The organism is Clostridioides sp. GD02377, assembly GCF_045899875.1.
Classification (GTDB): Bacteria; Bacillota; Clostridia; order Peptostreptococcales; family Peptostreptococcaceae; genus Clostridioides; species Clostridioides difficile_A.
Genome location: NZ_JBJODA010000005.1, coordinates 32,161 through 46,209, shown reverse-complemented (window position 1 = coordinate 46,209; position 14,049 = coordinate 32,161). Strand labels below are relative to the sequence as shown.

12 protein-coding genes and 1 other annotated feature are annotated in these 14,049 nt (G+C 26.9%); all 12 genes read left to right on the top strand.

The genetic code is table 11. The annotated features are described in order from the left end of the window. Positions 1–5: 5 nt before the first annotated feature. Positions 6–677 (top strand): amino acid ABC transporter ATP-binding protein, encoded by a 672-nt coding sequence (locus Q3304_RS05415; RefSeq protein ID WP_054270256.1) that lies wholly within the window; start codon positions 6–8, stop codon positions 675–677. 284 nt (positions 678–961) lie between these two features. Further along, positions 962–1,324, top strand: a complete 363-nt coding sequence (locus tag Q3304_RS05410) for an arsenate reductase family protein (RefSeq protein WP_074179406.1) — start codon at positions 962–964, stop codon at positions 1,322–1,324. 633 nt (positions 1,325–1,957) lie between these two features. Beyond that, a complete protein-coding gene (locus Q3304_RS05405; protein ID WP_407814014.1) occupies positions 1,958–2,659 on the top strand; it encodes a DUF4253 domain-containing protein in 702 nt (233 codons plus the stop codon). Between the two features lie 384 nt (positions 2,660–3,043). Then, positions 3,044–3,847 (top strand): ATP-dependent sacrificial sulfur transferase LarE, encoded by an 804-nt coding sequence (larE, locus tag Q3304_RS05400; protein WP_054276672.1) that lies wholly within the window; start codon positions 3,044–3,046, stop codon positions 3,845–3,847. 53 nt (positions 3,848–3,900) lie between these two features. After that, positions 3,901–5,049, top strand: coding sequence for a class I SAM-dependent RNA methyltransferase (locus Q3304_RS05395; protein ID WP_054270260.1), 1,149 nt, complete (start codon positions 3,901–3,903; stop codon positions 5,047–5,049). 159 nt (positions 5,050–5,208) lie between these two features. Continuing rightward, on the top strand, positions 5,209–6,588 hold the full coding sequence (locus Q3304_RS05390; protein WP_407814013.1) for a hypothetical protein: 1,380 nt from the start codon (positions 5,209–5,211) through the stop codon (positions 6,586–6,588). Positions 6,589–6,616: 28 nt separating this feature from the next. Then, positions 6,617–7,315 (top strand): cell wall metabolism DNA-binding response regulator WalR, encoded by a 699-nt coding sequence (gene walR, locus Q3304_RS05385; RefSeq protein ID WP_054270262.1) that lies wholly within the window; start codon positions 6,617–6,619, stop codon positions 7,313–7,315. 2 nt (positions 7,316–7,317) lie between these two features. After that, on the top strand, positions 7,318–8,751 hold the full coding sequence (walK, locus tag Q3304_RS05380) for a cell wall metabolism sensor histidine kinase WalK (RefSeq protein ID WP_074179386.1): 1,434 nt from the start codon (positions 7,318–7,320) through the stop codon (positions 8,749–8,751). 21 nt (positions 8,752–8,772) lie between these two features. Continuing rightward, positions 8,773–9,510 (top strand): tRNA pseudouridine(38-40) synthase TruA, encoded by a 738-nt coding sequence (truA, locus tag Q3304_RS05375; protein ID WP_054270264.1) that lies wholly within the window; start codon positions 8,773–8,775, stop codon positions 9,508–9,510. Between the two features lie 113 nt (positions 9,511–9,623). Continuing rightward, positions 9,624–9,831, top strand: a binding site (T-box leader). Between the two features lie 259 nt (positions 9,832–10,090). Further along, positions 10,091–11,290 carry an argininosuccinate synthase gene (locus tag Q3304_RS05370; protein ID WP_054270265.1) on the top strand — a complete coding sequence of 400 codons (1,200 nt, stop codon included), beginning with the start codon at positions 10,091–10,093 and terminating at the stop codon, positions 11,288–11,290. Between the two features lie 238 nt (positions 11,291–11,528). Beyond that, positions 11,529–12,581: a BtrH N-terminal domain-containing protein gene (locus tag Q3304_RS05365; protein WP_407814012.1), complete on the top strand. Its 1,053-nt coding sequence runs from the start codon at positions 11,529–11,531 to the stop codon at positions 12,579–12,581. Positions 12,582–12,787: 206 nt separating this feature from the next. After that, positions 12,788–13,951: a TipAS antibiotic-recognition domain-containing protein gene (locus tag Q3304_RS05360; protein WP_407814011.1), complete on the top strand. Its 1,164-nt coding sequence runs from the start codon at positions 12,788–12,790 to the stop codon at positions 13,949–13,951. Positions 13,952–14,049: the final 98 nt, after the last annotated feature.

Below are 14,049 nucleotides of genomic sequence, written 5' to 3'. Positions count from 1 at the left end.
TTTACATGCTGAAAATTAAAAACTTAAATAAATCATTTAAAAAAAATAAGGTACTTAAAGATATTTCTTTTGAGTTAGAAGAAGGTCAAATTGGAGTTTTACTTGGAAAATCTGGTGCAGGAAAGACTACAATATTGAGATGTATAAATGGTCTTGAAGAATTTGATAGTGGAGAGATTATAATAGATAATGAGATAATAAAAAATAAGAAAGATATGACAAAGATACGAGGAAAAATAGGTATGGTTTTCCAAAATTTTAACTTATTTCCTCATATGACAGTTCTTGAAAACATAATTGAGTCTCCAGTTAATGTATTTAAAGTTCCTAGAAAAGAAGCTGAAGAGAGGGCTAGAGAACTTTTAAGATTAGTTGATTTAGAGGATAAATTAAATTCCTATCCATTTGAATTATCAGGAGGACAGCAACAGAGAGTTGCAATAGCTAGGTCATGTGCACTAATGCCAAAGGTTCTTTGTTTTGATGAACCTACTTCTGCACTTGATATTGATACTATTCAAAGAGTAGTCAATATAATGAACAGACTTAAAGATAAAGGGATGACTATACTAATAATTACGCATGATGTTGTTTTCTCAAATAATGTTGCAGATAAGATTATAAGTATAAAAGATGGTATAGTAGAAAATGTTCAAATCAAAGAAAAAATTGTTTAATATTTTATAAATGGAAGTTATAGGAACATTTATAATATAAATAGGGGCTAAGTAAAACAAATACACTATGCCCTTTTTTTATTTAAAAATTTAATCTAATATTGAGTGATTAATTAGGTTTAATATATTATAAAAGAATAATTTAAATATTTAATATAAATTAATGATTGTTTTAAAATAGAATAATTTTTTATATTGAAAGCCTAGGATGATTGTGATATAAATTGGTTATAATATGCAAATTATGGGTATAAAAATAAAAAATTAGAAAGGATTTTAATATGATGATTAAATTATATGGATATACAAAGTGTTCTACTGTTAGAAAAGCAAAAAATTGGCTTAAAGAAAATGATTTAGAATTTGAAGATATAGACATGGTTCAGAATCCTCCAAGTAAAGATGAATTAGAAGCAATCTACAAGACTAGTGGATATGATATAAAGAAATTTTTTAATACAAGTGGTATGAAATATAGGGAATTGGGTCTTAAAGATATTGTAAAGAGTGAATCTGATGATAAACTTTTAGAAATATTAGTAAGTGATGGAATGCTTATTAAAAGACCATTGCTTTTTGATGGTGAAAATGTACTGTTGGGTTTCAAAGAAGATGTTTGGAAAAGTACTTTATTAAAAGAAGATTAGAAGCATGTAGGTGTATTGATTAAAATAATTGATACACCTATAAATTTATACATCAACTCTGATTTTTATATATAAATTAGCAAATATATCTATCTAATTATTAGATTCGATAGAATAGAAGAACTATATGAGATTATATATAAATATATTATCAAATCTAAGTTCTGATTTTAATCTATTGATTCCTGCAATTTTATATGGGATTTTAAAAGACTACATTTAAAATCTAAGTATTACAACAAGATTTATTCTTTTAAGTATATCTGCTAATATTAAAATATTATTCTTAACAAATTTAAACCCTAAAAACTTCATATCAATAAACATATTATTTCTTATACAAAGAATATCATTTATTTTACTTAAAATAGTATAATATACAACGAATTATTACAAAATCACTTATTATTAACCATGAACATGTGTTTTGTGCTATTATATTTATATAAGGGAATTGTCATAAAAAATATCTTATTTATGCAAAAAATAAAATTAACTTTTGTCTTATGTAAGTATATTTTATAAACTGCATCTATACTTATAGTTTTACAAATAATAATAGTATTTAAAAACTTGACAACAAAAAAAGAAAACTTTCAAAAGAATTAAATCTAAAAAGAATAGGAGATAAGTATGAGTATTGAAGATTTATATGGTTTTGAATGTGTTCCTGTGAACAATGATATTGATATTGATGATTTATTTGAAAAAATGAGAGAAGATGGAAAAGAAAATGGATATACGCCGATTATAATTATTGATGAAAAAGTAGGGTTATTAAGAGAAAATATAGATATGATTAATAAAGAGTATGGTTCTCTTGAAAACTATAGAAAATATTGTTTAGAGAAATGTAATGAGATTGATGTAAATGAATTCTTCAATTCTAGAAAGTGTGAGATTCCAGAATTGCTAACAGAGTTAATGGGTTCTGAGGACACTTTTTATGATTATAAAAATTTTAGTCCAATTACAAACATAGATATATTTCAAGAAAATAACAAAGTTTACATAGCCAAAGTTCCAACAATTAAACCATATGAAGTATTTGCATATATACCAATTGGTGGATTTAATGATTGTCCTAGTGATGAAGAACATATAGCTATTGCAAAATATTGGTACGAAAAATATGGAATATTTCCAATTGCAATTGGAAGTGATACGGTTCAATATTCTGCAAAAAATCCAATTGAAGATAATAAAAAATTTGATGACTTGTGTATTGAATTAGTCCTCTACTGTGAAGACATTATTGTACAAGGATATGAAACATTAAAAGTTCTTAAAGAAGTACTACAGCATTCTACAATATGGCTTTTTTGGTGGGATTAAGACAAATACATGTAAGCTATAAGTATTAAATTAAAAGTTTTAGAAAATTCATATGATAGTATCTTTTTTGTGATTTACAATTATAACTGATGGAAAAATAATTATCTTAAAACAAATTTGTGCATTCAGCCATGAGGATAGCTATTTCCACTTCATGGCTTTTAAACATATTACTATATTACACTATTTCATTTTTAGTATACAGTGTATTACAGTAATATGTTTAAATTATACAGGTTTAAAAATTCTTTGATATTGTAATTAACGTGTTTAAATATAATTCTATTTTATAAAATAAATACTTTATATGTTATAATCATTAAGAATGTAAAAAATAATATAGTATTTTATTGTTCATGTTTTTCTAGATATGGAGGTTGCTTTATGAATGAAGAAGAAAAATTAGAAAAATTAAAGGAAATACTACTTGAATTAGGAAGTGTTGTAGTTGCTTATTCTGGTGGAGTAGATAGTAACTTTTTACTTAAGGTAGCAAAAGATACATTAGGGGAAAATGTTATAGCTGTAACTATACATTCAATGATGCATTCAAGTAGAGAGATTAAAGAAGCTAAACAATATACTAAAAATTTTGGTGTTAAACATATCATCTTAAATATAGAAAACTTTGATTTAAAGGAGTTTAAAGAAAATGGTGCTGATAGATGTTACCATTGCAAAAAATATATATTTTCTAAAATAAAAGAGGTAGCAAAAGAACATAATATAAAGTACATAGTAGATGGAACAAATATAGATGATTTAGGAGATTATAGACCTGGGCTTAAAGCATTGAGTGAGTTAGAAGTAATTAGTCCACTAAAAGAAAGTAGTTTGAAAAAAGCTGAAATTAGATTACTTTCAAAAAAATTAGGATTAAACACTTTTAACAAACCATCATTTGCATGTCTTGCAAGTAGAATTCCTTATGGAGTTCAAATAACAAATGAAAAACTAAGAATAATAGAAAAGAGTGAAGACTATTTATCTGATTTAGGTTTTTCTCAATTTAGAGTGAGAATGCATGGAGATATAGCTAGAATAGAGGTTGACCAGGAAGAATTAGGTAAATTTTTTGAAAATAACAATTTTAATAAAGTTGATACTAAATTAAAAATATTTGGCTTTAAATATGTTACACTAGATATGTCAGGGTATAAAATGGGAAGTATGAATTTAAATGTGTAGATTGTTTAAAAAATAAATAAGTTTTGTAATTAATATAGGAAACAGGAGGTTTTATGAAAAATTATACATTAATATCGCCATGTTTTTTTGGGATGGAAAAAATGCTGGCTAGAGAAATTACTAATTTAGGATATGAAATAATAAAAACAGAAGATGGAAGAATAACATATAAAACTGATGAGTTTGGAATAGCAAAATCAAATATGTGGCTAAGATGTGCTGAAAGAGTACATCTTAAAATTGCTGAATTTGAGGCAAAAAGTTTTGATGAATTATTTGAAAATACAAAAAGAATAAATTGGTCTCGATATATACCTTATGGAGCTCAATTTCCTATATCAAAGGCTTCTTCCATAAAATCAAAATTATACAGTACACCAGATGTACAAGCTATAGTAAAAAAAGCTATCGTAGAAAGCTTAAAGAAAAGTTACTTGGAAGAAGGTTTGCTTAAAGAAGATAAAGAGAAATATCCTATCTTTGTATTTATACATAAAGATAAGGTAACTATTTCTATAGATACAACTGGAGATGCTTTGCATAAGAGAGGATATAGAGAAAAAGCAAATAAAGCACCAATAAGAGAGACTTTAGCTTCTGGGCTTATTTATTTAACACCATGGAAAGCAGGTAGAATTCTAGTGGACCCTATGTGTGGTTCTGGTACTATATTGATTGAAGCCGCTATGATAGGTATAAATATGGCACCTGGTTTAAATAGAGAATTTATATCAGAAAAATGGAGAACTCTTGATAAAAAAATATGGTGGGATATAAGAAAAGATGCTTTTAATAAGATAGATAATGAAACTAAATTTAAGATTTATGGATATGATATAGATGCAGAATGTATAGATATAGCTAGAGAAAATGCTGAAATAGCAGGTGTAGATGAATATATAGAATTTAATATAGGAGATGCAACTCAATTTAAAAGTGAAGATGAGTTTGGATTTATAATTACTAATCCTCCTTATGGAGAAAGATTAGAAGATAAAGATAGTGTTAAACAATTGTATAAAGAGCTTGGTTATGCATTCAGAAGATTAAAAAATTGGTCGTATTATTTAATAACATCTTATGAAGATTTTGAATATGAATTTGGACAAAAGGCAGATAAAAAAAGAAAATTGTATAATGGTATGTTAAAAACTAACTTTTTCCAATATCCAGGTCCTAAGCCTCCTAGAAACAATAAATAGCTTTCATATTATTTATGGATAAAAAGTATAAAGTTTTATTAAAAAAAATATAAAGTTTTATTAAAATAAGTAAAACATTATAACGACTTGAAACGTCTAATTATTGTGAGGAGATTTTTGTGAGCAAAATTCAAGATTGATAGGATTAGGAGGAGTTAAATGAAAGTATTAAAACTTATTACTGTAGTAGCCCTAATGATGCTATTTGTTACTGGATGTAATATTAAAACTGAATCTCCAGAACAATTAGCAAAGATACCTGATTATGATGATACAAAAAAAGTACTGTATGATGGTATTGACCAGTTACTAAAACCAGATTCATCTATGATATTACCTTCTAATGCAAAAGAAGTAGGAAAAATAAATAAAGTGGATTTAAATGGTGATGGAGTTGATGAATTAGTAGTATTTGAACAAAAAGAAGATTTAAGTAATAATGTAACTCAGGTAGGGTTTGTAACTTTAAGTTATAATGGAGAAAAATATGTACTTGGTGACCATTTTTTAGAAAATGGTGAGTCAATAGAGTATGCTAATTTTTATGATTTGGATTCAGATGGATATAAAGAAGTGGTTTTACTGATTAAATCCAAAGATAAAACTAATATGAATATATATAAAGTAAAAGATAATGAAATAACAAAGGTGTATGATTTAGATGCGTCATGGCTTCCAAACAAAGACGATTTTAATGACATGAAAGTGAAAATTGGATATATAGATGGAGATGACAAATTGGAAATATTGATGCTTCATTTGAATAATAAAACTAATGAAATGTTTGCAAGTGTCGCAAATTTTGATGGGAATATGAAAATCAAGGATTATGTTAAGTTTGAAAATGTGAAGAATTTGAGTGAACTATATATAACTTTAGGTAATGTTGCTTCATCTATTGGAAATTCGTCTGCAGCCATAAAAGGAGCTGTGCTTGATATTCCTATATTAAAGGATAATAACTATATTACACAGATACTTTATATGAAAGATGGAAAAATTAAAAAAGCTTTTAGTGATTATGATAAAACTATTACTAAATCTTATTACATACCTGTAGATGATATTGATAAAGATAAGATTATAGAAATACCTATAGTAGCAGGAAACAATAGAAACACTTACAGTTCTAAAGCATCTGCAAATATAAGTTGGTATAGATGGAATGGAAAAGAAGATGCTAGTTCAAGCTTAATATTTACAAGTCAGATATATTATAACTATAAATATAATTTTAAATTGTTTATTCCAAACAATTTATTTGACAAAATACTTGTTGAACAAGAATTTGTTGGAGAAAAAGCAGTATTTAAATTTTATTATTTTGACTATTCAGATCGTAAGAATTTGTTTAATATAGTAGTAGAGAGTAAAAATAAACTTGAAGATAGAAAAAATCCAAATGCTCAAAATTCTATTGTACTTCAAGAGAGTGATGAATATACTTTCTTGCTAGTCATAAACAATGCAAATGAAATGGATAAGCTAGATATTACTATAGACGCACTAAAAGAATATTTCTCATTAATATATGGTTAATATTATACTCAATTGGAGGTTTTATTTTATGAAGGAAAAAATACTTATACTAGAAGATGAAATTGGGATTAGAAGTTTTGTTAGTATAAACTTAAAAAGAGAAGGTTATGAGATAGTTGAGGCAGGTACTGGGAGAGAAGCTATAGAAAAAATGACAACAGAAAGTGACATTACAATAGCTCTTTTGGATGTAATGCTTCCAGATATAAGTGGAATAGAGGTATGCAAATTTATAAGGGAAAATTTTGACCAAGTAGGAATAATAATGCTCACTGCTAAAGCCCAAGAAGATGATAAAATAGAAGGATTTATTTCAGGAGCAGATGATTACATCATAAAACCATTTAGTATAAAAGAACTTTTAGTCAGGGTTTCTGCTCTTCTTAGAAGAGTAGCAAAGGATGATTCAAGTGTTAAGTCAAGTGAGATAGTTTCTCCTCCATTTATACTTGATATAGATAAGAGAAAATTATTTAAAAATGGAAAAGAAATTGAGCTTACTCCAACTGAATTTTCAATAGTGAAATATTTGATATCAAATGCTAAGCAGTCATTAAGTAGAGACCAGATACTAGATGAAGTTTGGGGAACTAATTATTTATATGATTTTAAAATAGTAGATGTAAATATAAGAAGGATAAGAAATAAAATAGAGGATGACCCATCAAAACCAAAATATATACAAACTATTTGGGGTTATGGATACTGTTTTAGAAAGGAAGAATAATAGTGTTACATTTTGAAGGTCTGAGAAAAAAAGTAATAAAAAACTACTTTATAATAATTATTATAATGGTTACTCTGTTTGAAGGATTGTTTATGTTTTATATACAAAACTATTACTATGATTCTGTCAAACAACTACTTGAATCTGAAATAAAATATGCTGATGAATATAACGCTATTACAATGGAGACTACAAGCTTTGAGAAAAAAGTAAAAAACATATTTGATAAGCAACCATTAACTAAGAATTCAGAATTTGGAATTTCAATAATAGATAAGGATAAAAATATTATATTAGACCAATATGGTTTTAAGAGTAAAGAAAAAGCAAATTATGAAGATGTTAATAATGCACTAAAAGATATAAAGACAAAAAACTTAACACCATATACCTATAGAATAGCAGATACTGGAGAACATGTTATGAGTATTTCTCTGCCACTTAAGGTAAATAATATAATAGAAGGTGTTGTTAGATATACAGTTTCATTAGATGCTATTGATAATGCAATATTAAAGCAAGCTACATGGCTTATATTAGCTGGTATATTTATACTTATTATAGCTATACTAATAAGTCTTAAATTTGCTGAGACTCTTATAAAACCATTACGAGAATTAAAGAAATTTGCAAATGAATTGGCTGTAGGAAATTATAATATAAAGTTAGAAAATATGAAAATTGTAGATGATGAGATTGGCGATTTGGCACAGACATTTGAACATATGGCACATGAGATTGATAAGAGTGAAAAATTAAAAGAAGAATTTATATCTTCTGTATCACATGAACTAAGGACCCCTCTTACATCAATAAAGGGATGGAGTGAAACTTTAGGTTATGAAAGTATAACAAGAGAAGAGCTAGACTTAGGTCTAGGTATTATACAAGATGAAACAGAAAGACTTATAAAACTTGTGGAAGAATTATTGGATTTTTCAAGACTTTCTTCAGATAGAATAAAACTTCATGTTGATATAGTTGATGTTGAAGGTTTAGTTGTAGGTGTTGTGAATCAGCTTAAAGTTAAAGCAGCTGAAAAAGATATAGCACTTTTGTTTGAATTTGAAAATGAGTTTATAGAGAATATTCAAGGAGATAAGAACAGATTAAGACAAGTTCTTATAAATTTAATACAGAATTCATTTAAATTTACTGGTCAAGGTGGTTACATAAAAGTTGTAGCTTCTCAAAATGAAGATATAACAACTATATCAGTTGAAGACAATGGCTCAGGCATAGAAAAACAAAATCTAAATAAAGTATTAGATAAGTTCTTCCAAGAAGATTACAATAAAGCTGGTAGTGGGTTAGGTCTAGCAATTAGTAATGAAATTGTAAAACTTCATGGTGGAAGAATGAAAATAGAAAGTGAAAAGAATGTTGGAACAAAAATAACTTTTAATATAAAAAATAAATTTGCTAAACAAGCATAAATTCTTAGAAAGAGGATTAAGATGAGAAACATAAAAATGATAGTAGCATATGATGGCTCAAGATATAAAGGGTACCAAAAACTAGGTGATAATAATATGACTATACAAGAAAAACTTGAAACTGTCTTAAGTAAAATGACAAATGAAACAGTTGAGATAATTGGTTCTGGAAGAACTGATATGGGAGCTCATGCTAGAGGACAAGTAATAAATTTTAGAACAAGTTGTACAGAGTCAGTAGATAAAATCCAAAAATACTTATATGAATATTTACCAGAAGATATAGTCGTAAAAACTGTTGAAGAAGTTGATGAAAGATTTCACTCAAGATATAATGTAAAGTCAAAGACTTATATGTATAAAATTGACAATAACAAATATCACAATCCTTTTATAAGAAAATATGCTACTCATGTAAGTAAAAAATTGGATTTAGATAGAATGATAAAAGCAAGTGAATACTTAATAGGAGAACATGATTTTACTAGTTTTGCTTCTTCTAAGTCTAAGAAAAAATCGAATATAAGAGAGATTTATTCAATAAATATAAAAGAAGATGATAATGTTATAGAAATATACATTGAAGGAAATGGATTTTTATATAACATGGTAAGAATAATAGTGGGAGCTTTGATAGAAGTAGGTCTTAAAAGAAAAGCCCCACAAGATATTAAGTCTATGCTTGAATCTAAGGATAGAAGTCAAGCATCAGATACAGCACCAGCTAAAGGGTTATGTCTTTGGAAAGTGAGATATTAGTGAATAAAGTAGAAAATCTTCTTAAAACAAAAATAAAATAAATTATATAGTTGACATAAATGGAAAAATAAACTATTATATATTTTATAAGAGAGATATGAAAAACTTTATATTTAAATCCTGTGAGAAAGAGAGTAACTTTTATGCGTTTTATAGAGAGCTAAGGATGGTGGAAGCTTAGCAAATGAGTATTAGTGAAAAGAACTTTGGAGGATGCTAATTGAATTTAGTATGTTAGTAGGTAATCTCGCCTTAAGAGAAAGAGTGGATAAGTTTATCTTATCAATTAGAGTGGTAACGCGGATATATTTCGTCTCTTGGTTTTTCCAAGAGGCGTTTTTTAATATATTTAATTACTAATGTTTATTTAGTATGTCGAACGTTTACTAATTGATTAGCTAAGTTTATCAATAAGAGTGGTACCGCGGATATTTCGCCTCTTAGTATTTAAAAATACTGAGAGGCTTTTTTAGTATTAAAATGATTTTAAGTTAATTTAAATTCTTAAAATCATTCAATATTAAGAATTGCTATTAAACAAAAAATAAAAATCATAATTTAAAATTGGGAGGAATTAAAAATGAAGGAAAAAGTAGTATTAGCATATTCAGGAGGACTTGATACATCAATCATAATACCTTGGTTAAAGGAAAATTATGAAGATATAGATGTTATAGCTGTTTGTGGAAATGTAGGTCAAGAAGATAAAATGGAAGATGTTTATGAAAAGGCTTTACAAAGTGGAGCATCAAAAGCATATGTGGATGATATAAGTGAAGAATTTGTAACTGAAACTATATTCAAGGCTGTAAAAGCAGAAGCTAAATATGAAGGAAAATACTTATTAGGTACTTCTTTAGCAAGACCTATAATAGCTAAGAAACTAGTTGAAGTTGCTCATAAAGAAGGTGCAAAATATATATGTCATGGTTGTACAGGAAAAGGTAATGACCAAGTTAGATTTGAAGCTACAATTGCAGCTCTTGACCCAACTATAAAAGTTATTGCACCTTGGAGAATATGGGATATAAAATCAAGAGAAGATGCTATAGACTATGCAGAAAAGCACAATATAAAGGTAACAGCAACTAAAGCTAAAATATATTCAGTAGATGCTAACCTTTGGCATGTATCAACTGAAGGTGGAGATATAGAGCATCTACAAAATGAACATAAGAAAGATGTTTACAAACAATGTGTAGACCCAGAAGATGCATGTGATGTAGCTGAATATGTAGAAGTTTACTTTGAAAAAGGTGTTCCTAAAAAGGTAAATGGTGAAGAATTATCTCCAGTTGCATTAATTCACAAATTAAATGAATTAGGTTGTAAACATGGAATTGGTGTTATAGATATAGTTGAAAATAGACTTGTTGGTATGAAATCAAGAGGTGTATATGAGACTCCAGGAGGAACAATTCTTTATGAAGCACATAATATTTTAGAAAGTGCTACTTTAGACAAGGATACATTACATTTTAAACAAATGGTATCTTATAAATATGGAGAACTTATTTACAATGGATTATGGTATTGTAAGTTAAGAGAATCTATAGATGCATTTATGGAGCAAACTCAAGATAATGTTACTGGAACAGTAAAAGTTAAACTTTACAAGGGTAATATAAAACCTGCTGGAATATTTACTGAAAATGCTCTTTATGATGAAGGAATATCTTCTTTTGGAGACAGTGAACTTTATGACCACAAAGATGCAGAAGGATTTATTAATCTATTTACTTTACCATTAAAAATTAGAGCTATGAAGGCTGGAAAATAATATAATAAGTTGATTAAGAGTGTATAAAAACTGTTTCTAGTTTTTATATGCTCTTTTTTTATCTAGATTTATTATGTTACACAATATAATAAGATATAGTGTAATTCAAATAATTTAGTAATAGAAAAATGTAATTTCCTTAAATATAAATTTCATAGGCATAAAAGTTATTGACTCTCTCACTGTAAGAGGGTTTATACTAAATCTAATAAAAATTTATAGTAAGGAGAACGAATATATGAGAAAAATAATTGAAATTAAACATCATTCACATGATTATGAGTGCATGTGGAATGGTATAGAAGATTTATATATGAACAAAACAGGTGAATGCCTTCCAAATGATTTTTTCTTTTTATTATCAGGTTTTGGTTACTTTTGTTATATGAAAACAGATAAAGCAGAATTGAAAAGAATGGTAGCTTTGGGAGATGGAAGAACAAAAAAGATGTATGAATTTTTAGCACCAATTGTTGGTTTTGAATACAAACATCATGAATTTAGAAGATATGAGCGAGCATTAAAAAAAGCAAAATATGAAATTGATAATGGGTATCCAGTTATTTTAGGAGCCTTAGATATGTATCACTTACCATATTATCAGAAATTATACCATAAAGAACATATTCCTTTTCATTACATATTAATGGTAGGATATGATGATGAAAAAGAAAGAATATACCTGTATGATTGTGGAAGGACTGAGTTATTATACTTATCTTATGAGGAATTACGCCAAAGTATGAATTGTAGTTATTTAGGATTGAGTAAGGCGAATACTATTTGCACAGTTAGAATGACTGGTTTAAAGAGTAAATATGAAATTGCAAGAGAAGCACTTGCTATAAGGAGTAATTTGTTTTTAAATCCACCTAAAGGATTTTTGGGATACAAAGGTTTTGAAAAGTTTATCAAAGAATTGCCACAATGGAAAAATGAACTGGAAAAAGATGATTATGATAAGATATTATCTAATATGGTTATGTTTTTTGGAACAGTACCAACCGTTCCAAATGCAATTAAGGGAATTAAAGAACCAGATAGCGTCAAATTTAAAGGAGGTTTTGACAAAATGAGTAGAATGCTTAACCAACTTGGAGAAGAATATAAAAATGACACCTTCATACAAGGAGCTGAGATATTTGATAAAAGTGCTACTATGATTGAGATAATATCTAATATTATAATAGATTATTTAACTCAAAAGAGTGATGATACAGGACAACTTCCTTTACTTTTTTCTGAGATTTTGAAGAATATGAAAGAAGTATATTCGATATTAGATGTATAAAAAATATATATGTCTTTCAAAGGGTATTAACTTTACAGAAGATAGGCTAATTCATATTCTTTGTAAAATATTTTAAATGAATACAGTTGTTTATAATAAAGATATTTTTATTGACCCTGACATAACGTAATAGTGTAATATGAAAATATAGCATGGATGTATTAGTAAATATTGATAGCTATAAAATCAAGTTTTGAGGTGTTGATATGAGAACAGTAAAGCAGGTTTCAGATTTAACAGGAGTAAGCGTAAGAGCATTACACTACTATGATGAAATAGGTCTTTTAAAACCAAATAAAATTACAGATGTAGGGTATAGACTTTATGATGATGAAGCTATTAAGACTCTCCAACAAATTTTATTTTTTAAAGAGATTGACATACCTTTGAAGGAAGTTAAAGAGATAATGTCAAGCCAATACTTTGATAAAGTAGAAGCTTTAAAAAATCAAAAGAAATTACTCATTTTAAAGCGAAAAAGATTAGATGAATTAATAGAGCTGATAAACAAAACTATAAAAGGAGAGAGTACTATTAATTTTAAAGAGTTTGACATGAGTGAGTATTTTAATGTACTAGAAGAATTTAAAAAAGATCATAAAAATAAGATAATTAAAATTTATGGTAATGTAGAAAGATATGATGAACTTATTGAAAAAGTTAAATCTAGTGAGGAAAAAATTGCTAAAATGGCTATAAAACAATATGGAACTATTGAGAAGTTTGCAAAAGCTATAAAAACAAACTTTAGCAGTGATATATTGAGTTTAGGAGAAAAATTTGATATATATAAAAATGATTGTTTGAAAGAAAAACATCCTAAATTAAAAGAATTATATAGAGAACTTGTAGAAGACTTAAGCAAGAATCCTTATTCAAAAGAACTTCAAGAAATAGCGAGAGAGATAACAGATATATCTAAGAAAGATTATGAAATTTTTTACATGGATACTGGAGATGATAATTGGTACAGTATGGTACAAAATTATTTGGTAAATCCTATATGGATAAAAAATATAGATGAAAAATATGGAGATGGAGCAGGAAAGTTTATTGGACAAACCTTAGAAATTTATTTAGGAGATAAAAAGCCTAAGATAAATATCTTGCATGAAAAACTAGTATCAGATTTGAGTAGAGATTGCTCATCAAAAGAAGTTCAAAGTATTGTCGAAGAAATAGACAATGAAATGAAAAAGAGCAATGAATTTTATAAAATAGATAATGGAGAGAGATATTTTGATTATATGGCAGAACTTTATTTATCAAATTCTACATATATAAAAATAACTGATAATAAATACGGTGATGGTGCATCTAAGTTTATTGGAGAAGCTTTTAAATTTTATTTTGATAGTAATAATTTATAAGTAAAAAACAACAATTATTGCAGAGCTTGAAGCAAAAAGTATGTATATATTGTTAATATACTTCATGAAAACAAGGATATAGATTATATTACTTGTAT

Excerpts from the sequence above, each read along its gene's own strand:
- Q3304_RS05415 (WP_054270256.1), top strand. The coding sequence starts at position 6 with ATGCTGAAAATTAAAAACTTAAATAAATCATTTAAAAAAAATAAGGTA.
- Q3304_RS05410 (WP_074179406.1), top strand. The coding sequence starts at position 962 with ATGATTAAATTATATGGATATACAAAGTGTTCTACTGTTAGAAAAGCA.
- Q3304_RS05405 (WP_407814014.1), top strand. The coding sequence starts at position 1,958 with ATGAGTATTGAAGATTTATATGGTTTTGAATGTGTTCCTGTGAACAAT.
- larE (WP_054276672.1), top strand. The coding sequence starts at position 3,044 with ATGAATGAAGAAGAAAAATTAGAAAAATTAAAGGAAATACTACTTGAA.
- Q3304_RS05395 (WP_054270260.1), top strand. The coding sequence starts at position 3,901 with ATGAAAAATTATACATTAATATCGCCATGTTTTTTTGGGATGGAAAAA.
- Q3304_RS05390 (WP_407814013.1), top strand. The coding sequence starts at position 5,209 with ATGAAAGTATTAAAACTTATTACTGTAGTAGCCCTAATGATGCTATTT.
- walR (WP_054270262.1), top strand. The coding sequence starts at position 6,617 with ATGAAGGAAAAAATACTTATACTAGAAGATGAAATTGGGATTAGAAGT.
- truA (WP_054270264.1), top strand. The coding sequence starts at position 8,773 with ATGAGAAACATAAAAATGATAGTAGCATATGATGGCTCAAGATATAAA.
- Q3304_RS05370 (WP_054270265.1), top strand. The coding sequence starts at position 10,091 with ATGAAGGAAAAAGTAGTATTAGCATATTCAGGAGGACTTGATACATCA.
- Q3304_RS05365 (WP_407814012.1), top strand. The coding sequence starts at position 11,529 with ATGAGAAAAATAATTGAAATTAAACATCATTCACATGATTATGAGTGC.
- Q3304_RS05360 (WP_407814011.1), top strand. The coding sequence starts at position 12,788 with ATGAGAACAGTAAAGCAGGTTTCAGATTTAACAGGAGTAAGCGTAAGA.